The organism is Gluconacetobacter brunescens, from assembly GCF_048695475.1.
Taxonomy (GTDB): Bacteria; Pseudomonadota; Alphaproteobacteria; order Acetobacterales; family Acetobacteraceae; genus Gluconacetobacter.
In genome coordinates this window covers 788,015-806,043 of sequence record NZ_JBLHEN010000002.1, presented here as the reverse complement: position 1 = coordinate 806,043, position 18,029 = coordinate 788,015, and the positions used below count along the sequence as shown (strand labels likewise).

At 62.7% G+C, this 18,029-nt stretch carries 21 protein-coding genes and 4 tRNA genes; 10 read left to right on the top strand and 15 right to left on the bottom strand.

The genetic code is table 11. The features are described from left to right. Positions 1-29 precede the first annotated feature (29 nt). On the bottom strand, positions 30-365 hold the full coding sequence (locus ACMAUO_RS15960; protein WP_420357917.1) for a hypothetical protein: 336 nt from the start codon (positions 363-365) through the stop codon (positions 30-32). Between the two features lie 263 nt (positions 366-628). After that, positions 629-1,510 carry a MotE family protein gene (locus tag ACMAUO_RS15955; protein ID WP_420357916.1) on the bottom strand — a complete coding sequence of 294 codons (882 nt, stop codon included), beginning with the start codon at positions 1,508-1,510 and terminating at the stop codon, positions 629-631. 456 nt (positions 1,511-1,966) lie between these two features. Between ACMAUO_RS15955 and ACMAUO_RS15950 the strand changes: the two genes are divergently transcribed. After that, entirely contained in the window at positions 1,967-2,161 is a 195-nt protein-coding gene (locus tag ACMAUO_RS15950) for a hypothetical protein (RefSeq protein ID WP_420357915.1), read from the top strand. Here ACMAUO_RS15950 and ACMAUO_RS15945 read toward each other — a convergent pair. Next, positions 2,130-2,215: transfer RNA gene (locus ACMAUO_RS15945), tRNA-Tyr, on the bottom strand. The two genes, ACMAUO_RS15950 and ACMAUO_RS15945, sit on opposite strands and share 32 nt — an antisense overlap. Before the next feature lie 52 nt (positions 2,216-2,267). On the opposite strand from ACMAUO_RS15945, the gene ACMAUO_RS15940 reads away from it, so the two are divergent. From ACMAUO_RS15940 to ACMAUO_RS15925, 4 genes are all read left to right on the top strand, one after another. Next, a complete protein-coding gene (locus ACMAUO_RS15940; protein WP_420357914.1) occupies positions 2,268-3,158 on the top strand; it encodes a TrmH family RNA methyltransferase in 891 nt (296 codons plus the stop codon). 119 nt (positions 3,159-3,277) lie between these two features. After that, positions 3,278-3,730, top strand: coding sequence for a hypothetical protein (locus ACMAUO_RS15935; protein WP_420357913.1), 453 nt, complete (start codon positions 3,278-3,280; stop codon positions 3,728-3,730). Beyond that, the gene (locus ACMAUO_RS15930) at positions 3,714-4,145 is read left to right on the top strand and encodes a GFA family protein (RefSeq protein WP_420357912.1); all 432 of its coding nucleotides are present in this window, start codon (positions 3,714-3,716) and stop codon (positions 4,143-4,145) included. The genes ACMAUO_RS15935 and ACMAUO_RS15930 overlap by 17 nt, the downstream gene beginning before the upstream one ends. A 24-nt stretch (positions 4,146-4,169) precedes the next feature. Then, positions 4,170-4,556, top strand: a complete 387-nt coding sequence (locus tag ACMAUO_RS15925) for a VOC family protein (protein ID WP_420357911.1) — start codon at positions 4,170-4,172, stop codon at positions 4,554-4,556. A 66-nt stretch (positions 4,557-4,622) separates the two neighbouring features. On the opposite strand, the gene ACMAUO_RS15920 is transcribed toward ACMAUO_RS15925, so the two are convergent. The 5 genes from ACMAUO_RS15920 to flgG form a co-directional block, all read right to left on the bottom strand. Next, positions 4,623-5,516, bottom strand: coding sequence for a diacylglycerol/lipid kinase family protein (locus tag ACMAUO_RS15920; RefSeq protein ID WP_420357910.1), 894 nt, complete (start codon positions 5,514-5,516; stop codon positions 4,623-4,625). A gap of 74 nt (positions 5,517-5,590) precedes the next feature. Next, positions 5,591-6,949: an L-serine ammonia-lyase gene (locus ACMAUO_RS15915; protein WP_420357909.1), complete on the bottom strand. Its 1,359-nt coding sequence runs from the start codon at positions 6,947-6,949 to the stop codon at positions 5,591-5,593. 75 nt (positions 6,950-7,024) lie between these two features. Then, a complete protein-coding gene (flgH, locus tag ACMAUO_RS15910) occupies positions 7,025-7,768 on the bottom strand; it encodes a flagellar basal body L-ring protein FlgH (protein WP_420357908.1) in 744 nt (247 codons plus the stop codon). Positions 7,769-7,777: 9 nt separating this feature from the next. Continuing rightward, entirely contained in the window at positions 7,778-8,755 is a 978-nt protein-coding gene (gene flgA / locus ACMAUO_RS15905; RefSeq protein WP_420357907.1) for a flagellar basal body P-ring formation chaperone FlgA, read from the bottom strand. 46 nt (positions 8,756-8,801) lie between these two features. After that, positions 8,802-9,587 carry a flagellar basal-body rod protein FlgG gene (flgG, locus tag ACMAUO_RS15900; RefSeq protein ID WP_174787910.1) on the bottom strand — a complete coding sequence of 262 codons (786 nt, stop codon included), beginning with the start codon at positions 9,585-9,587 and terminating at the stop codon, positions 8,802-8,804. A gap of 643 nt (positions 9,588-10,230) precedes the next feature. Here flgG and ACMAUO_RS15895 point away from each other — a divergent pair. Next, complete coding sequence (locus tag ACMAUO_RS15895; RefSeq protein ID WP_420358296.1) at positions 10,231-10,599, top strand: hypothetical protein; 369 nt, start codon at positions 10,231-10,233, stop codon at positions 10,597-10,599. Between the two features lie 74 nt (positions 10,600-10,673). Here the strand turns inward: ACMAUO_RS15895 and ACMAUO_RS15890 are convergent. From ACMAUO_RS15890 to ACMAUO_RS15865, 6 genes are all read right to left on the bottom strand, one after another. Beyond that, positions 10,674-10,763 (bottom strand) — tRNA-Ser (locus ACMAUO_RS15890). 158 nt (positions 10,764-10,921) lie between these two features. Beyond that, positions 10,922-10,998: transfer RNA gene (locus ACMAUO_RS15885), tRNA-Arg, on the bottom strand. Between the two features lie 33 nt (positions 10,999-11,031). Next, complete coding sequence (locus ACMAUO_RS15880; protein ID WP_420357906.1) at positions 11,032-11,337, bottom strand: ETC complex I subunit; 306 nt, start codon at positions 11,335-11,337, stop codon at positions 11,032-11,034. 26 nt (positions 11,338-11,363) lie between these two features. Next, positions 11,364-11,440, bottom strand: a tRNA-Pro gene (locus tag ACMAUO_RS15875). A 75-nt stretch (positions 11,441-11,515) separates the two neighbouring features. Then, on the bottom strand, positions 11,516-11,998 hold the full coding sequence (gene gpt / locus ACMAUO_RS15870) for a xanthine phosphoribosyltransferase (RefSeq protein WP_420357905.1): 483 nt from the start codon (positions 11,996-11,998) through the stop codon (positions 11,516-11,518). Then, a complete protein-coding gene (locus ACMAUO_RS15865; protein WP_420357904.1) occupies positions 11,998-12,363 on the bottom strand; it encodes a tRNA-binding protein in 366 nt (121 codons plus the stop codon). The genes gpt and ACMAUO_RS15865 overlap by 1 nt, the downstream gene beginning before the upstream one ends. Positions 12,364-12,497: 134 nt before the next feature. Between ACMAUO_RS15865 and ACMAUO_RS15860 the strand changes: the two genes are divergently transcribed. From ACMAUO_RS15860 to ACMAUO_RS15845, 4 genes are all read left to right on the top strand, one after another. Next, positions 12,498-13,778 carry an MFS transporter gene (locus tag ACMAUO_RS15860; protein WP_420357903.1) on the top strand — a complete coding sequence of 427 codons (1,281 nt, stop codon included), beginning with the start codon at positions 12,498-12,500 and terminating at the stop codon, positions 13,776-13,778. Between the two features lie 223 nt (positions 13,779-14,001). Continuing rightward, on the top strand, positions 14,002-15,207 hold the full coding sequence (locus ACMAUO_RS15855; RefSeq protein ID WP_420357902.1) for a GGDEF domain-containing protein: 1,206 nt from the start codon (positions 14,002-14,004) through the stop codon (positions 15,205-15,207). A gap of 81 nt (positions 15,208-15,288) precedes the next feature. After that, a complete protein-coding gene (locus ACMAUO_RS15850) occupies positions 15,289-15,633 on the top strand; it encodes a hypothetical protein (RefSeq protein ID WP_420358321.1) in 345 nt (114 codons plus the stop codon). Beyond that, a complete protein-coding gene (locus tag ACMAUO_RS15845) occupies positions 15,537-16,112 on the top strand; it encodes a glycosyltransferase family 4 protein (RefSeq protein ID WP_420358295.1) in 576 nt (191 codons plus the stop codon). Before ACMAUO_RS15850 ends, ACMAUO_RS15845 begins: the two co-directional genes overlap by 97 nt. Here the strand turns inward: ACMAUO_RS15845 and ACMAUO_RS15840 are convergent. Then, positions 16,067-18,007: a glycosyltransferase family 2 protein gene (locus ACMAUO_RS15840; protein WP_420357901.1), complete on the bottom strand. Its 1,941-nt coding sequence runs from the start codon at positions 18,005-18,007 to the stop codon at positions 16,067-16,069. The two genes, ACMAUO_RS15845 and ACMAUO_RS15840, sit on opposite strands and share 46 nt — an antisense overlap. Positions 18,008-18,029 lie beyond the last annotated feature (22 nt).

Sequence of the window (18,029 nt, the reverse complement as noted above, 5' to 3'; positions counted from 1 at the left end):
TTCAGGAACGTGAGTCCTGTCCCGTGGGCTCAAGGGATGTAGTCGTTGGTCGGCGGCGCCTGTTTGACGTTCATGTTCAGCCGGTCCGCGTTCTGGTCCTGAGTCAGGCCGGTCGGCCCCTGGGCCACTTCCCGCGCAACATTCGGCATCTGGTCCGGGCGGCCCCAGCAATCCACGCCGTTCCAGCTTTGGGTGCAGTAAGGCTGCGGAACGGGCGGCCTTTCCGGCGGCGCGCACCAATCCTCCCCTTCCTGGATGTAGCCGGCATTGCACTCGCGGCCCGTGAGGTGCCGGGCGACTGTATCGGCGGAACAGCCCGCGAGAAGTGTGGTCATCAGCACCATCGCTCCGCGCCTGATTGTCATGACTGCCCGTTCCTGCCCTTCAGTAAGACTGCATTCCGGTCGCATGGTGTCTGGTCGTTCCAGAATGCCGCACGGAAATGATGCCGAATATGCCTGCGCGCGCACGCCTTCACAACCGGCGGCATCATTTTTCCCGTACAAAACATTCGGGCAGAAACCGATTCGCGTTGCGGCAGCTGTAGAAGTAACAGGCCCCAATATCGGGTGTGATTATTTCCAAAACGGACGAACTGTTGTCAAGTGGTTCGCCAGGGGGAGGTGGATCACTGGCGCGACAGTTTCAGGGCGCCCTGTTCGGATTGCCTCTGATCGGCCCTGGATTTGGGTGGCCAGGCCAATGCTGCCGAATCCACGGGCTGTCCGGCCATGCCATCGAGAGACGTGCGGAGGGGACGGAATGTTCTGACCCCCGCCATGTATTGCGAAACGATATTGACTCGCTCGGGCATCATATACCCCATGACGGCCGATATCTTTCGCGGGCTCATCTTGTTCGCGACGGAAACCAGTACGTGGATGTCCATGATGTTGAACACCGCCGCAGCTTCCTTGGGAGGCATTTCCTCGTAGATCCTGACCAGCCTGTCTGTCTCGGCCGACATCGTTTCACGATGCGCGGCCTGTCGCTCGGCAAGGGCCGCCATCGAACTGTCCAGGGTTCGCATCTTTTCATTGAGCGCTGCCTGGGCCGCGTCGAGGATATGCTTCTGTTCTTCCAGGTTTTTCTGTTCGTCGTCGAAGGTGGATTGTCTTGTCAGAATGTTCTGGACCAGATCAGCTTCCGCCTTGGCGACTTCGGGATCGGCGCTCTGTCTCGACTTCACCGCCGTTGCCGTCGACACCACAGGAGGGCAATTTTCGTCCAGGCAGAGTTCGGCGGAACGGGGAGTGGGTGTCGCGGTCGCAGCCGGAACGGCCGGGTCCGTGGCGCGCTTTGCCACGTCATGTTCGTCCGAATAGAGAATCGAGGTCCACCCTTCGGTGGCATTCTTCGCAGTGTTTACGGTGCGTTCCGTGTTTTCCGCGGGTCTGCTCTGGTCTTTCTGCGGGGCTGGGGTCTGCGTCGTCGTGTCGTCGGCCTCTATGGTGTCGTCCTTCAGGTGGCCGGCAAGGGCATGCATGTTCATCGCCAGCAGCAGTGTCATCAGAATTGACGAAACATGCACAAGCTTCCCGAATGACAGGCGAGGTATCAGCATCTTAACCTGATCGGCTTTCGGATTCGTGTCGATGACGTGACATGGTGTTGACCCAACGTGGGAATACAGGCGATTAAATGGACTTATGCAGGCAACTCGTTACGGGTTTTCGCGCTTTGTCCGTAACGAGTTCCTGCGGAATCTGTAACTGGCTTGCTTTTCTGCAAGTCATCGAGTCTCCGTAGGCATTGAATGCAACGGACGCTGTAATTCGGAAACCGAAATCGCATGTTTCTGTTACCGCATAGTAAAAATGCTGGGAATGGCGGCCTCTGTCAAGCCGGGCCATGACCTGACGGCTTGTTTTCTCAGGGCGGAATAGAGCGCGGCTTGAGGAAAGGCAAGGGGCAGCGCCAGGATGCATTTCCGGCTTGCGGTGCTTCAAAGCCGACGGTTCCATGCATGAGTGTGATCATGCTGGGCAAGCATGGCGTAACAGAAAGAAATGGCTTGGCTTTGCCTGACGGCGGAGTGATCGGCTATTGCGGGGGAAGCGAGCATTCTTCCGTCTTTATTGTTACAATTATTGTAACAATTTTGCCGCCATCTTTTTTTTGGAAAAATATGGTGGAAGGGGTTGGATTCGAACCAACGTAGGCGTACGCCAGCGGATTTACAGTCCGCCCCCTTTAGCCACTCGGGCACCCTTCCGTGTTGGGAAGGGTGGTTAAGGCCATCGGCCGGACGTGTCAATGGGCTTGTCATGCGTTCTCGTGCGCCATGTCGTGACGGGCAAGGCGGTTCGCCCTATATCAAGGAGATGCGTAACCGCCCCCCGCGTCGTCCGGACGCCCGAATCGCCTCTCATTCGACCGATAATCGGGCGGAGAGCGCTGCCCGTGAGCCCTCCCGCCCTTCCCGGCGGAGCGGGGGGACCACGCCGCGCGGTACATACTGGCTGTATGGCCTGCATCCGGCGCTGGCGGCCCTGGCGAACCCGGAACGGCGAATCCGCCAGATCCTGACGACCGAAGAGGGGGAGGCCGCCCTGCGCCAGCGGCTGGAGGCGCCCTTGCCGATGCAGCCCCAGCGGGCTGATCGGACACGGTTCGAGGCTTTGTGCGGCCGTGACGCCGTGCATCAGGGGGTTGCGATCCTGACCGACATCCTGTCGCCCCTGGCGATCGAGGATGCCGTGGAGCGACCCGGCCCACTGCTGCTGCTGGATCAGGTGACCGATCCGCGCAATGTCGGGGCGATCCTGCGTTCGGCTGCGGCGTTCGGCGCCGCCGCAGTCGTGGTGATGGACCGCAATGCGCCTGACGAGACGGGGGCCCTGGCCAAGGCGGCCTCTGGCGCGCTGGATGTCGTGCCGCTGGTCCGCGTGGTGAATCTGGCCCGTACCCTCGATCTGCTGAAGGAGCGGAATTTCTGGGTCGTGGGGCTGGATGCCGGTGGGGGCGTGCTGGATGGGGGCACGTTCGGACAGCGGCGCGCCGCCCTCGTCCTGGGGGCCGAGGGTGACGGGTTGCGGCGCCTGACCCGCGAACATTGCGACGAGATTGCCGGACTGGCGATGCCGGGAGACATGGAAAGCCTGAATGTTTCGAATGCTGCGGCGGTCGCGCTGTATGAGGTGACCCGTCGGCGTTGATGACGCGGGAACGGGGGTGATTCTAAAATCGTCATCATGATCCGTGAAAGGCGGGGCATCCTGCTGACGGGAAGGCCTGGATCTGACATTCTGGACATGCCCCGCGGAGAATGTTCCCGATGAGAGCCGTCATCCCTCTTCTGTTCGTTGCGCCCCTCATGCTTGCCGGCTGCGTCGAACGGCGGGCCGATGGGATCATTGCCCGTTCCGATGTTTCGGCGGGATCGGCCACCAATGCCCATTTTGTGCGGGATTTCGTGGTGGCCGCCGGCCAGCCCGGCATCGTGAATACATGGTTCATGCTGAATCCCGATTGTTCGGTCGTCGGCCAGGTCACGGTGCGGGTGCGGGATATGCCGGCGCATGGCACGGTGACGATCGAACCGGGTGCGTACTATTCCAACTATGCGGTCGGCGACCAGCAGCACGCCTGCAACCTGCAGCCTCGGCAGGGTGTGCGGGCCATCTATCATCCTGCACCTGGCGCGCTGGGTGCGGATCGCTTCTCTATCCTGGTCATAACGCCGTTCGGGCAGTCCTGGACGACCGATATCCATGTCGTCATCCGCTGACAGGCGCCTGGACGCGCCGCGCCCCCTGACCGGAAGCTGCCTGTGCGGCGCCGTTATTTATCGTCTCGAGGGGGCGCCGCTGGATTTCGTGCTGTGCCATTGCGGACGCTGCCGCAAGACGACGGGATCGGCCTTTGCCGCCAACCTGATCGCCCGCCCCGAGGAGCTGGTCTGGCTTTCCGGCGATCCGGATGCGGTCATGCGCTGGGACCTGCCGACGGCCGCCAGCTTCGCCACCGCGATTTGCCGGGCCTGTGGCACGCCCGTTCCGCATGCCACGCGGAACGGGCGACTGATGATCGTTCCGGCCGGCACGTTGGATGACGACCCCGGCATACGGCCCCGCCGGCAGATCTTCACCGCCTCGCAGGCGGGCTGGTGCGTCGATCTCGAGGATGTGCCGGTCGAGACCTGATCATTGCCAACCGGAGATCGATAAATGTTTAGTCATGTGACCATTGGCGCCGACGACGTTGTCGGGGCGATCCCCTTCTACGACGCATTTCTGGCCCCGCTGGGCATTGCCCGGATCTGGACAGACGAGAACGGGGGCTTTGCCGGCTGGCGCAAGGGCGAGGCGGGGCCGATGCTTTACCTCACGCGCCCGTTCGACGGCCGACCGGCAGCGTCAGGCAATGGCTGGATGTGTGCGCTGGTAGCGGACAGTCACGACGCGGTGCGCGCGGCCTGGGAAGCCGCCATGGCCCATGGCGGTGGCGACGAGGGGGCACCGGGACCGCGCCCTCATTATGGTCCCGATTATTTCGGTGCCTATGTGCGCGATCCGAATGGCAATAAACTGCACGTCGTCTATCGCGGCCCCTGAGAGGACTGGCCGTAATGGTGGTCGGCGGGGTTCCGCCGTCCGTCTGGCATCAGGACGCCATTTCCGTCATCGGTGGGCCGGGTCCGTGGCCACGCGCAGCGGGGAGGCGGCGATATCGAGATGAACCGGGGAAAACCCTTTCCTGTCACCGTCACTCTGGATGGGGATGGTGGCGGGGGATGGAACCTGGACGGTTGCGGCGGTCAGGGTTCGCATTCCCTTCCGCGTTCCGATCCGGCCGAGGAACAGGGAGAGAATGGTCCTCATCAGGGCCAGCCTGCCGGATGTTTCGAATAGAATGACGGAAAATGTCTTATCCTTGTGTGCGGAGTGGCGCGTCAGTTCGTATTTTCCGGCGTAGAGCGATCCTTTCGACACGATGATGGTCGTCGCCTGGTAGGGAATATCATCGATGAGTGCCGTGAATTCCGTCAGTTCATACCGGAACAGGGATGAAAGCGTACTGACGGCATAAGCGGCGCGTCCGATACAGGCTTTCAGCCGTGTCGATGTGCCGTGTACGATGTGGGCGTCGAACCCGATGCTCGCCATCTGCACGAAAAGCTGGCTTCCGGCGTTTGTGTGGAGATAACCAGGCCAGATGGTCGTGAAATGCCCGGTATGGATCAGGGTGGCGTTCCTGATCTCGTTGAAGGGTATCCTCAATTCGTGGGCCAGCACATTGGCCGAACCGAGGGGGAGGATGCCCAGGATGGCGGATGTGCCGATCATGCCGGCCGACACTTCCGCGATCGTGCCGTCCCCGCCCGCCGCGACGATGTGGGAATAGGTTCCGCTCTCGGCGGCGCTGCGGGCCAGGAGGGTCGCGTGGCCCGGATAATGCGTCCGGGCGATCGTCGTGCGCAGGCCGGCCTGCTCCAGAGAGCGTGTGAAGCGGGAAATTCTTGAACGACTATGATGGCCAGCCGTTGGATTTGTAATAATAATGACGTGTCTCATCGAAAATATTCATCTTCTGAAAAATTTTCGCGATCATATACATGGCTGTGACAGGTCGCAGGCGGACGGATTGATCAGCATTCCGGGAAATTGACGGCCAGGCCGCCCAGCGCGGTTTCCTTGTAGCGGTGGTTCATGTCCCGGCCGGTTTCCGCCATCGTGCGGATGACCTGATCCAGCGAGACATGATGCGCGCCGTTGCCGTGCATGGCCAGCGAGGCGGCGTTGATTGCCTTTACCGCACCGAAGGCGTTGCGTTCGATGCAGGGGATCTGCACCAAGCCGGCGACCGGGTCGCAGGTCATGCCCAGGTGATGTTCCATGCCGATCTCGGCGGCATTTTCGATCTGGTGCGGAGTGGCGCCAAGTGCGGCCGCCAGGCCCGCAGCCGCCATGGACGAGGCGACCCCGACTTCGCCCTGGCAGCCGACTTCGGCGCCCGAGATCGAGGCATTGAGTTTGAACAATCCGCCGACCGCCGCCGCTGTCAGCAGGAAATCATGCATGCCGGCGCGCGAGGTATCGGGGCAGAAATCACGGTAATAGCGCAGTACGGCCGGGATCACTCCCGCGGCGCCGTTGGTGGGGGCGGTGACGACGCGGCCGCCAGCGGCGTTTTCCTCGTTTACCGCGATGGCGAACAGGCTGACCCAATCCATCGCCTCATGCGGCGGGCGCTGGTTAAGGCGCGCGCGTTCCATCAGGCGTTCGTGCAGTGCGGCCGCGCGGCGACGGACCTTGATCCGGCCGGGTAGCGTGCCTTGCTGGACCAGGCCCCGTTCGACGCAGGCCATCATGGTCTCGATGATCCGGTCCAGATAGGCTGCGATCTCGGCCTGAGGGCGGATTGCGCTCTCGTTGGCCAGGACGATGCCTGCGATGGTCAGGCTGCTTTCGCGCGTTCGATCCAGCAGTTCGGCGCCGCTGGTGAAGTCGAGCGGCATGTCGGGCAGGGCGTAACCGGCTTGTTTCGTTGCGTCTTCTGGCACGATGAATCCGCCGCCGACTGAACAGAAGCGCGCCGTATCCAGCACCTCACCATCGGCGGCCAAGGCCTCGAATTGCAATGTGTTGGGGTGGACGGGCGGGATCGTCTCGCGGTCCAGTACGATGTCGCGGGCAGGGTCGAAGGCGACGGGGCGACCGTGAACGAGGAGTGCGCGGCTGATGCCAATCTGGCGGACGATGTCATCGGCCGTATCGGGATCGACGCTCTCCGGCGCCTCTCCCGCCAGGCCGAGGATAACGGCCTTGTCGGTGGCATGGCCGCTGGCGGTCCAGGCCAGCGAGCCATAGAGCGTGACGCGCAGCCGTGCGATCGGGGTCGCGGGGTCGAGATGCGCGATGAAGCGCCGGGCTGCGCGCATCGGCCCGACCGTGTGGGACGAGGACGGGCCGATACCGATCTTGAAGAGGTCGAAGAGGCTGATCATGCTTCGTCATGGTGCGCCCATGGCTGGTGCAGCACAAGGAGGGGCACGAGGATGTCAGGCTCCGAGACGACAGGATTAGAACGGCAGAACGCTATCCATAATCTGCTGTCCGTAACGCGGTGTCTGAATCCGGCTCAACTGGCCGCGGCCACCGTAGGAAATCCGGGCCTCGGCAATCCTGTCGTGAGTGACGGTATTGTCTTCGGTGATGTCTTGCGGCCGGACGACGCCGCTGACCATCAACTGGCGCAGTTCACCATTCACGCGGACTTCCTGGCGGGCCACGACGACGAAATTGCCGTTGGGCAGGACCTGGGTAATCGTGCCTGCTAGGGCGAGCGTGACCGTTTCGTTTCGCGTGATCGTGCCGGTACCCGTATTGGCACTGGCACTGCTGGTGTCCAGGGCCGATGAACTGGACAGGGTCTTGCCCTGGGCGCCAAAGAAGCTCGGAATGCCGAATGTCTGTGAGCCGCTGCCCGCGGCGCTCGTATTGTTTCTTACGGCCGCATTGTCGGCGATATTGACGTCGATCGTGATCAGGTCGCCGACCTGCGATGCGCGCTGGTCCTTGAAAAAGGCGCGGCTCCCTGGTCGCCACAGGCTTCCCACTTCCGTCGGGGGGGGCTGGAGTGGCGGCATGGGCATCGTGATCGGGCGGTAATCGGGCGCCTGGGTCGGGTCGGACGTTCTCGTCATGCGGGGAGGGTGGCCGATCTCGCTCATATCGGCGAGCCCGGTGCATCCGGAAAGGCACAGTAATCCAGCAAGGACTGCCCCGGACAGAGGATGTTTCATTGCAGGCAGGTTCCAGCGCATATGCGACCGCTACCGAAGGGACAGATTCGCGCGCGAGGCATCGCGCGCAGGCGCCGTCAGGCGCCGCAGTGTATTCCCATCGGAGGGAACCGGATTGCTCCCTGCCTCGACCTCGATTTCCGATGCGTTGATCACTCTGCCTGTTACGATCATGCTGCTCGACAGGTTGAGAATACGCACATACTGGCCCGCTCCTCCATCTTCCAGTGCGCGGCCGGTCGCCGTCAGATGAACGCCCGGAGCGGCGAATGTGATCATCGCCGGGTCTCCCTTGTGCATCAGCACGGTGCGATGGAGATCCTGGTCGAGGACGGCCGAGCCGGCGACCACGCCATGTGTCACGGTCATGCCATCAATATCGGCTTCGTCGGTGAAGGCCCTTGAGGGAAGGTGTCCCGCATAGGATTCGTCGATCTGGACGTCGGAAGCTGAAACCACGCTGCCGGCGGGAAGAGCGTGGGAATAAACCAGCAATCGGCGTGCCGCATGGATCACGCCGGTCAGCATGAAGGAATCCTGCGTGATATCGCCCGTAGGCTGACCACGATAGACAGTCGCGGAAAACCATCCGCTGCGCTGATCCCATTTGACGTCGGACAGTACGACCGGCTTTGGGTTGTCAGGCGCGACCATCATGGGATGAAAGTCGCGGAGGTCGATGGAAACGGGGCCATTGCCGAGTTCCGGCAGGTTCTGCCTGACGAGGTCGGCGAAATAGGCCTGATCGAGCACACGGCTCGCACGGGTAATGGTTGCCATGGCCGTGGGGGATTGATCGAGCCAGTCCACGCCATACTCGTCAGCAATGGCGAGAAGTTGCGCGCCCCCGACCTGAATGCTGGAGCCGGGCGCAGGGCCCGGCCCCAGGGCGCGGTCCTGCCCCGGTTCCAGATCGGCGAAGAGGTCGGACAGCCTGACTGTGCCGGACGTGATGACCGAGGCATTGCGGAGTGTCGCCGCCTGGGAATGCACAACGGATGCTGCCACCAGGCCCGCCGCGAATATGCCTGCAATGACCCCACGCCGCCGCATGTTATTTCAGGTTCGTCAGTGTCTGCAGCATCTCGTCGGAGGCAGTGATGACCTTGCTGTTCATTTCATAAGCGCGCTGCGCGGTGATCAGGTCGGTGATTTCGGTCACCACGTTGACCGATGACTCTTCCACGAAGCCCTGTCGGACCGATCCATAGCCTTCGCTCTGGGGCGTGCTGAGGTTTGCGGTGCCTGACGAAGTCGTTTCGGTGAACAGGTTCTGCCCCATCGCCGCCAGACCGTTTTCATTCTGGAAGGTCGCGAGCTGAATCTGACCTGCGACCTGGGCTGTCGTCTGGCCGGACAGGGTGTACTGAACCTGGCCGGACTGGTCGATGGTGATGTTCTCGGCATTGTTCGGCAGGGAAATGTTGGGAGACAGGGGATAGCCGTCCGCCGACACGATGGTTCCGTCTTCCGACAGTGAGAATGTTCCGTCGCGCGTGTAGGCATATTCGCCAGAAGGCAGCGTCACGCGGAAATAGCCGCGTCCCTCAATCGCGAGATCGAGCGAATTACCCGTCTGTTCCAGTGTGCCCTGTTCGTTGATCCGGTAGATGCCAGCGGTGCGGACACCCAAGCCGATCTGGGCGCCTGCCGGAACAAGGTCGCCGGTATCGGAACTCATGGTTCCGGCCCGTCGCAGATCCTGATAGATCAGATCCTGGAATTCAGCGCGACGCCGCTTATAGCCTGTCGTGGTCATGTTGGCAATGTTATTGGAAATCGTCTCGACATTCGTCGTCTGGGCCTGCATGCCCGTATTGGCGATATCAAGCGAACGCATCATGGGATGACAGTCCTCCGGGTGTGCCGCGCCGTGCGGTTACCCACTATAACAAATGTAGGTCCGTAATATTCGCATATGCCATAGTCCGACGGATTGCATCCATCTCTGCATTGCCATCGACACAGCTACGATCATGTCGCGTTCATGGCAAGGTCTTTCCCCGGTTGCGGTTCGTTAAATTTCTCTGCCCGTACACTTCTTATATGGGAGCAGGGATCAGGCAGAATCCTCGCGGCCCGGTACATGGCGTTGTTCGCGCCGCCCGAAACGATCGGGGGCGTCATGTTACGGCGGCTATGCCCTGCGGAACGAGCAGGGCCTTTTGATATGACGAGACTGGGGGAGAAGGAGGAAAGCGAAGCGGTGGCGCACCATCCCGGGAATCCGGTGCGGTGATCCGGGTGGAGCAGCCCTGCGCTGCCGTCTGGTAGCCGGCGCGTGTGAGGGAGTTGACTGTACGGCGGGGGCCGGGAACGATCGGCGCGCCTATCGGTCGCCTAGAGGAAGGTGGATTATGTCCGTGAAATCGCCCCATGCGTGGAAGCCGCTCAACTGGTTTTACCGGGATCGGCACCGGGTCGACCAGCCGCCGCGCGCGCCGCGATGGATCGACACATTCAATGATCGCCTTGCCGTCAAGATGACGGTGATGTTCGGCAGCATCTGGTGCGTCTATATGTTTACCGTTTTCTCGCTGTTGCCGCTGGTCAATGCATCATGGCAGGGGCCGCTGCTCTATATCAGCAACTGCATCCAGCTTGTCGCGCTGCCCGCGTTGATGGTCGGCAACGCGGTTATCGCGCGCGGCACGGACCAGCGCGCGATCGAGGACCATACGGCCCTGATGGAAATCCTCAACGACGTGCGCGAGGAACTGGCGCAAGTGCGTGCCTTCACAGCCGGCATCGCCCAGACCCAGAAGGAGAACAAGGACCGGCCGACGGATCTTATCTCCTTCGCCAACGAAGCGGTCATCACGGTGAACGAGCCGACCGCACCGAAATCCTGAACAGGGCAGTCGTCGCGTTTCGCGCAGGATCCGGCAGTGGCGAATGTTCAGGATTGGATGTTTTCTGCGGGCTCTGGCGGAGAGGGTGGGATTCGAACCCACGGTACGCTTGCACGCACGGCGGTTTTCAAGACCGCTGCCTTAAACCACTCGGCCACCTCTCCGGCGGGATTGAACGGTATGGACCGCCAACCATATCCGCGAACGGATACCGCATGGCGGCCTTCTACAGTCAACCGCCATGTCGCATTTACGACCTGACGACGCCCTGGATGCCGGACTGGCCGATAAGGGACCAGCCCGCGTACCAGAGCGTTGCTACTGGCGCGCCCTGCTGGATTCGAACCAGCGACCCACAGCTTAGAAGGCTGTTGCTCTATCCAACTGAGCTAAGGGCGCATGCGCAGTGGCGTTTCTTCTGCCAGAGCGCGGTCAATGCGTCCAGTTCTGGACCCGGTCGTAGCGGAAATTGTCGGCGTAGAGTTTCGGCTTGCGCACCCGGGCCACCGGCAGTTCCAGATCGTAGGGAACCGCATGTCGGTCGGCATAGGCGACGGCGCTTTCGCGGTCGGGGAATTGCAGGCGCAACTGCGAACGGGTGTCGCGGCTGCCGGTCCAGCCCATCAGCGCATCCTGCTGCCGGGGCTGGGTCTGTCCGTATTCCAGAATCCAGTCATGGGTATTCGCCTGGCCGGACTGGGTGGCCGTCTTTGCCTGCCTGTAGATTCGGGCCCGCATGGAACGAAACTCCCTTTATTTTTTTCTGGTCGGGGCGCCCGGACTCGAACCGGGGGCCTCGTGTACCCAAAACACGCGCGCTACCAGGCTGCGCCACGCCCCGAACCAGGGGGAAGCTATGAGTCCTTGAGGGCGCTGACAAGCGCCCCACGAAATTTTTCCCATGGCCGCATGCGGTTCAGCCTGCCGTGCTGCCCTTGCGTGCCAGGGGTGGGATGAACAGCGGCGCGGTATCCCACGGGAACAGGACCCAGGTCTCCTGCGGTACTTCGACCACGAACAGGTCGGTCAGAGGCTTGCCGGACGGCTTGGCGTACAGGCAGGCGAACAAGGCCTTGGGGAGGAGTTGGCGCACGATCTGGGCGGTGACGCCGGAATCGACCAGATCGTCGATGATCAGGAATCCTTCGCCGTCACCGGCAGCGGCGGGCGCCTTCAGCACCGTGGGGTGGCCCTGTTCTTCCTCGTCATAGGTCACGACCGAGACCGTTTCGATCAGCCGGCAGTCGATTTCCCGCGCGATGATGGCCGCAGGGATCAGGCCGCCACGGGTGACCGCCACGATCCCCTTGAAAGGACCGCGCGGGATCAGGATTTCGGCCAGTTGGCGGGCATCGCGATGAAGCTGGTCCCAGGTTACGGTTGCATAGTTGGTGGCCATCAGAACAGCTTTCCTCCATCGGGCACGGTCAGGTCGGGTCTGATCAGGACGACGTCGCCCTTCGTGTCGGGCATGCCCAGGGTCAGGACTTCACTCAGGAACGGGCCGATCTGGCGCGAAGGGAAGTTGACCACTGCGCAGACCTGCCGTCCGACCAGTGTATCGGGCGTGTAATGGACGGTGATCTGGGCCGACGAACGCTTCACGCCGATCTGCGGCCCGAAATCGATCCATAACTGGTAGGCCGGCTTGCGGGCAGCGGGAAAGGCGCGGGCCTCCACGATGGTGCCCACGCGGATGTCGAGGCGCGCGAAGGTCTCGAAATCCGTGGGGGGAAGCGGCGCGGATGGGACGGTCTCTGTCATGAAACGGTTTTGCCCGTGCGGCGGCGGATTTGCAAACCACCCGCGGCCTCGGACGCCCGATTACCGGGGTGTGATGGCGCGCACGAGAGACAGTGGATGGTAAAAGGCCGCTATCGGGCTATTGTCCGCCCACCATGCCAGATCACTCGGACCAGGCGGACGAATCGCGGGCGCTATCCGCCGCCCCCATGCAGCCGTCGGCGCGCCTGTTCAGCCACCGGGGATTCGCCGTTTTCCTGACGGCCCGGACCCTGTCCTCGTTCTCGTCGCAGGTTCAGGCCGTGGCGGTCGGGTGGCAGATCTACATGCTGACCCATAGCGCGAGTGCGCTGGGTTGGGTCGGGCTGGCGCAGTTCATGCCGATGTTCTGCTTTACTCTGGTCGCCGGGCATGTGGCCGATCATTTCGACCGACGCTTCATCACCGCGACCTGCCAGATGCTCGAAGCCTGCGGGGTGTTCGCCATGGCGGTCGGGTCGTTCGGCGGCTGGCTGACGCCCGGCATGATCTACGGCATGGTCGCGCTGTTCGGAACCGCCCGGGCATTCGAGATGCCAAGCCAGCAGACGTTCCTGCCGGCGCTGGTGCCCCCGGCGCTGTTTGCGCGCGCGGCCGCGCTGTCGTCTTCGCTGTTCCAGGTGGCGTCGATCATGGGGCCGTCGGTGGGCGGCCTGTTGTACGGTGTCGGGGCCGGGATCTGCTACAGCGTCTGCACGGTCGGGTTCGGGCTGGCATCGGTGGCGACCCTTTGCATGCGGCTGGACGCGCCGGCACGGGTTCGGCGGCCCATGACGCTGGAGACGGTCATGGGAGGGCTCCATTTCATCCGGGCTCATCCCGAGATGATGGGAGCGATCTCGCTCGACCTATTCGCAGTGCTGCTGGGCGGCGCGACCGCTATGCTGCCGCTCTATGCCGATTCCATCCTGCATGCCGGGCCGACCGGGTTGGGTATTCTGCGGATGGCGCCGGCATTGGGGGCGCTGCTGGTCGCCCTGATCTTCGCCCGCTGGCCCTTGAGGCGCCGGGCGGGTGAGGCGATGTTCGCTGCCGTCGCCGTGTTTGGTGCTGCCACCATCGTGTTTGGCCTGTCCCGTTCGCTGGTGGTGTCGGTGGCGGCCCTGGCGGTTCTGGGAGGGGCCGATGTGATCAGCGTAGTGGTCCGTGGCGCGCTGGTGCAGTTGCGCACGCCTGACGAAATGCGGGGCCGGGTTTCGGCGGTGAACATGCTGTTCATCGGGTCGTCGAACCAGTTGGGCGAGTTCGAGAGCGGCATGCTCGCCAGCCTGATCGGTCCGGTGGAGGCCGTGGTGCTGGGCGGAGTCGGTACGATCGCGGTCACGCTGCTGTGGATGCGGCTGTTCCCCGGTCTGCGGCGGCTGGACCGGCTGGACGACATCCGTCCGGCGGAGTGAGCCGATCACGGACCGCAGGAGGCCTCAGAGGCGGTTTGAAAAGTCGGCCTGCCGAGCGCATGTGCCGCATGGCGGCACGCCCGGCGTGTATTTTTGAGCATCGGAGCATAGAAATGCGCGTCGGATCACCGGCAGGGTGGCTTTGCAAGCAGCCTCTCAGTGGAACGAGGGGGCGGATGACGGTATGATGGCACTTCAACATGGATCGGGATATCCGCTTTTCATGTCCGTCTCCACCCTGCCCACCGGCCCGTCCATCGCGCTTGTCTCGCTGCTGGTCGGCTTTCTGTGCCGGGTTGCCCGCCAATATCGTCCCGAGCCGACCCTGCGCCTGCTGGAGATCGGGACGTTTGCCGCGGCGCTGGGGATACCGCTGGTGGTGATGCGCCCGCTGGTTCCGGATTTCATTGCCATTCCGATCGGCAATGCCCTCCTGTTCCTGGCGCTGGGCCTGTTCTGGCAGGCGACGGTCCGGCTGGACGGCAAGCCACTGTCCCGGTCCGGGTTGGCGGCCCCGGTCGTGATCTGGCTGAGCCTGTACGCGTTGCCGGCGTTCCGGCATTCGTTCGTCATGCGGGTGGAAGTCGCGATGGCCATGGCGATCGTGCTGGTGCTGCTGGCGCTGTATCAGTTGATTCGGCTTCCGCGCGAAACCCGATCGCACCAGATGCTGATCATCGTCTGTGCACTGCATATCGTCAGTTGCCTCGGCCGGGCGATCCTTGTGGGATTGCCGCCTCTGGCCTCCTGGCTGCCCCTCATGGCTGCGACCATTCCTTTCGAAATGCTGACCTATGTCGTGTTGTGGCCGGGCCTGATGCTGACCCTGGTTGCCGAACGTTCCATTCTGCAAGCGCGGGCGGCGGCGTTGCGAGACGACATGACCGGCGCGCTGAATCGACGGGGATTCTGGCAGATGGCGGAGACGGTGCCGCAGCGTGGAATCCTGCTGTTCGACATCGACCATTTCAAACGTGTCAACGATACGTTCGGCCATGCGACGGGTGACCGCGTGATCGCGCATTTCACTACCGTGGCGACGGCGGTTCTGGGCGCCGATGCGGTTTTTGGACGGATCGGCGGTGAGGAGTTTGCCGCGGTCGTCAGCCTTCTGTCGCGTGACGAACTAGGAGCACTGGCCGAACGGGTGCGCGCTGCCTTCGAGCGGACGCCGCTGTCCGACGATCTTCTGGCCACGGTCAGCATCGGCTATGCGGCCGCCACTATTCCCGACCGGCCGCTCGGCGAGCAGATGGCGTTAGCCGACACCGCCCTCTATTGCGCCAAGCAGCGGGGGCGCAATCGCGTGGAGGGGGTTGGTTCGGTCGTCGGTATGGCCGCCCGCATCCGCCGCAGGGACATCGAAACCGGGGAAAGCGTGCGCGAAGCCCGTGGTCCGGTGGCTGTCGAGCCGGACTGCCCGTCCTGACCGCAAATCCGCGTGAGTGGCGTGTGCCGAGCGTACGGTAGAGCGGCTTTTCAAACAGTCGTTTAGCGGGAAATGACGGGCATGCGGCGCCTGGACGGTAAAAATTTTTTCTTAAGATGCGTGACGAATTGGATCGTCCGTGGCGCTCGTGCATTCCTTGTTCCGAAGAGCGAAGACAATCGGGTTCTTTTCGATATGACGATTGTCGTCTCGGAGACAGAGCGCGAGATCCTCTCGGCTTCCGTTCCGCGGGCGCCGGTCCTGCTTCAACCGCTTGTCCGCGACATCGTGCCGCCAACCGTGCCTTTTTCGGCCCGGAGGGAAATCGGATTCGTAGGCGGTTTGCTCACCAGCCGAACCTGGATGCCGTTCGCTGGTTCCTGGCTGAAATCTGGCCGCCTGTTCGCCGGAAATGTCCGGACCTGAGCTTTTCGATCGTGGGCAGCCATCTTCCGGAAGGTATCGCCAGGCCGGAAGACGGTGTGATTTATCTTGGGCCGATTGACGACCTGCACGCATGGTTCGACACCTTGCGTGCCTCGGTGGCGCCGCTGCGTTTTGGTGCCGGTGCGAAAGGCAAGGTGGCTTCGAGCCTCGCCAGCGGATTGCCCTGCGTGCTGTCGGCCATTGCCGCCGAGGGCATGAATCTGGTCGACGGTGAAAATGTTCTGATCGCAGATACGCCGGAGATGTTTGCCGACAGGATCGTCGCCCTCACCTCTGACGAGGATCTGTGGCTGAGGATGTCGAACGCAGCGCTCGCCACGGCCCCGACAGCAATTTTCGCATCAGGCCAATCGGCGGGCTCTGCATCGGGCGTTGATCAAAATGGGTTCCGGTGCCGGATGTCTTTCCGGGGTCAGACGCCACCGGGAGCGGGTGAGGTTGGGCAGGCGGTACGATAGCGCCGTTCGCGGCGGGGAGGGGCGGCGAGGGAAAAATCCGCGTTCTCCAGCGTATAATTCGGGTTGTAATAGGGATCATTCAACAGAACATCGCCCCAGTGCGCTACCATGAAGTCTCTCTCGCGCTGGAAACGCGCGGCATTTTTTCCGGATTTGTCATGCCCGCGTGACGCGCTTTCATGATGATAGAGTTCCGCGAATGGCGTCCAGACGATGCGTAGCCCCAGGGTTCGGATTTTCAAGCATAAATCGACATCGTTGAAGGCAATGGCCAGATTGGTCTCGTCCATTCCCCCCGCCTTTTGCCAGACGTCGCGTCGCAATGCGAGGCAGGCGGCCGTGACCGCGCTGGCGCTGCGCAGCAGACCCAGAGTTCCGAACGGGCCGTAATCGTCACGACGCGCGCCGACAAGAAGGTGGGCGCCGACGCCTCCGACGCCCAGCGCCGTGCCTCCATGCTGCAGACGGCCATCCGGATAGAGCAGGCGGCATCCCACGGCGCCGACATCGGGCCGGATGGTGTGCGACACCATCTCGCGCAGCCAGCCGCCATCAATGACTTCGATATCGTTGTTGAGCAGAAGAAGGATTTCGCCCCGTGCCTCGGCGGCGGCCTGATTTGTGATCCGTGCGAAATTGAACGGGCCGGGCTGGGGGAGCACCCGTACGCGTGGATCGGACTGGATATCCTTCAGCAGTGCGAGCGCGTCCGGTTCGGTGCTGTCATTGTCGGCGATCAGGACTTCGATGGCCGGATATTGCGTATGGTTGAGCAAACCATCGAGGCATACACGCAAGAGATCTGCCCGATTGCGGGTGGGTATCACGATTGAAACGAGCGGTGGCGGTTGCGGCACAGGAAAGACGATCCGGTGATAGATGCCGGCGGCCGGCAGAAGCTCGGCCTCGATTCCGCGTGCCGTCAGATGTTCGCCGATGGCCTGGCGTGCCAAGGTGACGCACCGGGCCATTGCCGCTTCCGAAAAGGATTGCGTTCCCGTCTGCTGGCGCCAGTGATACAAGATGCGCGGGATATGGCGTACGGCCTCCGGTCCGCAGGCGGCGGTCGCGCGCAAGGCAAGGTCGTGGTCCTGCGAACCCTCGAAACCTTCGCGGAAGCCGCCCAGGGACAGGACGAGGTCCCGCCTGTAGGCGGTGAGATGACTCAGCAGATTCTGTCCCAGCAGTAGGTCGGGATCGAAATCGGGCTTGAAATAAGGGCTGTGGCGCCGGCCCTGGCCGTCGATCTTGTCTTCATCGGTATAGAGAACCCGGGCTTCTGGGTGGTCGACGATCTCGGCTGCCAGTTCGTACAGCGCGTCGGGCGGTAGCAGGTCGTCATGGTCCATCAGGACCACCCAATCGCCGCGCGCCAGGCTCAGTGCGGAGTTGGAGGCCGCCGAAATATGCCCGCGCATGGAACGCCTGATGACACGTATACGGGGATCGGCTGCCGCGGCCGCGTCGAGAATCTCTGCCACATGGGGCGCGCTTGAGCCGTCATCGGCCACGCAAAGTTCCCAGTCCTCATAGATCTGGGCCTGGAGGGACGTGATCGCCGCGCGCAGATAAGGCGCTGGTGTTTCAAAGGTCGCCATGACGACAGACAGCGTCGGACGGTAGGCAAAGCGCGCGATATGGGCGCGCATGGCGGCCTCGTCCGCCGTGGTGATCGCTTCGTGTTGGGTAATCCAGCTTGCATAATCGCGGCGTGACACGTGCCGGGACCGAAAGGACATGATCAACGGCATGATACGGCGCCCGGCTGGGAGCAGAGCGCGCTTCAGCACCGGATGCCTGCGCACGAAGCGATGCGCCGCTCCCATGGCCTGATAGACTGTCTCGGCGGTCGTTCTGCGGATTGCTGTCGTGAGGCCGCCGATGAATGGGATCATGAATCGCTTTCTCTGGTTTTCG

Excerpts from the sequence above, each read along its gene's own strand:
- ACMAUO_RS15960 (WP_420357917.1), bottom strand. The coding sequence starts at position 365 with ATGACAATCAGGCGCGGAGCGATGGTGCTGATGACCACACTTCTCGCG.
- ACMAUO_RS15955 (WP_420357916.1), bottom strand. The coding sequence starts at position 1,510 with ATGACACTGCTGCTGGCGATGAACATGCATGCCCTTGCCGGCCACCTG.
- ACMAUO_RS15950 (WP_420357915.1), top strand. The coding sequence starts at position 1,967 with ATGAGTGTGATCATGCTGGGCAAGCATGGCGTAACAGAAAGAAATGGC.
- ACMAUO_RS15940 (WP_420357914.1), top strand. The coding sequence starts at position 2,268 with ATGCGTTCTCGTGCGCCATGTCGTGACGGGCAAGGCGGTTCGCCCTAT.
- ACMAUO_RS15935 (WP_420357913.1), top strand. The coding sequence starts at position 3,278 with ATGAGAGCCGTCATCCCTCTTCTGTTCGTTGCGCCCCTCATGCTTGCC.
- ACMAUO_RS15930 (WP_420357912.1), top strand. The coding sequence starts at position 3,714 with ATGTCGTCATCCGCTGACAGGCGCCTGGACGCGCCGCGCCCCCTGACC.
- ACMAUO_RS15925 (WP_420357911.1), top strand. The coding sequence starts at position 4,170 with ATGTTTAGTCATGTGACCATTGGCGCCGACGACGTTGTCGGGGCGATC.
- ACMAUO_RS15920 (WP_420357910.1), bottom strand. The coding sequence starts at position 5,516 with ATGAGACACGTCATTATTATTACAAATCCAACGGCTGGCCATCATAGT.
- ACMAUO_RS15915 (WP_420357909.1), bottom strand. The coding sequence starts at position 6,949 with ATGATCAGCCTCTTCGACCTCTTCAAGATCGGTATCGGCCCGTCCTCG.
- flgH (WP_420357908.1), bottom strand. The coding sequence starts at position 7,768 with ATGCGCTGGAACCTGCCTGCAATGAAACATCCTCTGTCCGGGGCAGTC.
- flgG (WP_174787910.1), bottom strand. The coding sequence starts at position 9,587 with ATGCGTTCGCTTGATATCGCCAATACGGGCATGCAGGCCCAGACGACG.
- ACMAUO_RS15895 (WP_420358296.1), top strand. The coding sequence starts at position 10,231 with ATGACGGTGATGTTCGGCAGCATCTGGTGCGTCTATATGTTTACCGTT.
- ACMAUO_RS15880 (WP_420357906.1), bottom strand. The coding sequence starts at position 11,337 with ATGCGGGCCCGAATCTACAGGCAGGCAAAGACGGCCACCCAGTCCGGC.
- gpt (WP_420357905.1), bottom strand. The coding sequence starts at position 11,998 with ATGGCCACCAACTATGCAACCGTAACCTGGGACCAGCTTCATCGCGAT.
- ACMAUO_RS15865 (WP_420357904.1), bottom strand. The coding sequence starts at position 12,363 with ATGACAGAGACCGTCCCATCCGCGCCGCTTCCCCCCACGGATTTCGAG.
- ACMAUO_RS15860 (WP_420357903.1), top strand. The coding sequence starts at position 12,498 with ATGCCAGATCACTCGGACCAGGCGGACGAATCGCGGGCGCTATCCGCC.
- ACMAUO_RS15855 (WP_420357902.1), top strand. The coding sequence starts at position 14,002 with ATGTCCGTCTCCACCCTGCCCACCGGCCCGTCCATCGCGCTTGTCTCG.
- ACMAUO_RS15850 (WP_420358321.1), top strand. The coding sequence starts at position 15,289 with ATGCGGCGCCTGGACGGTAAAAATTTTTTCTTAAGATGCGTGACGAAT.
- ACMAUO_RS15840 (WP_420357901.1), bottom strand. The coding sequence starts at position 18,007 with ATGATCCCATTCATCGGCGGCCTCACGACAGCAATCCGCAGAACGACC.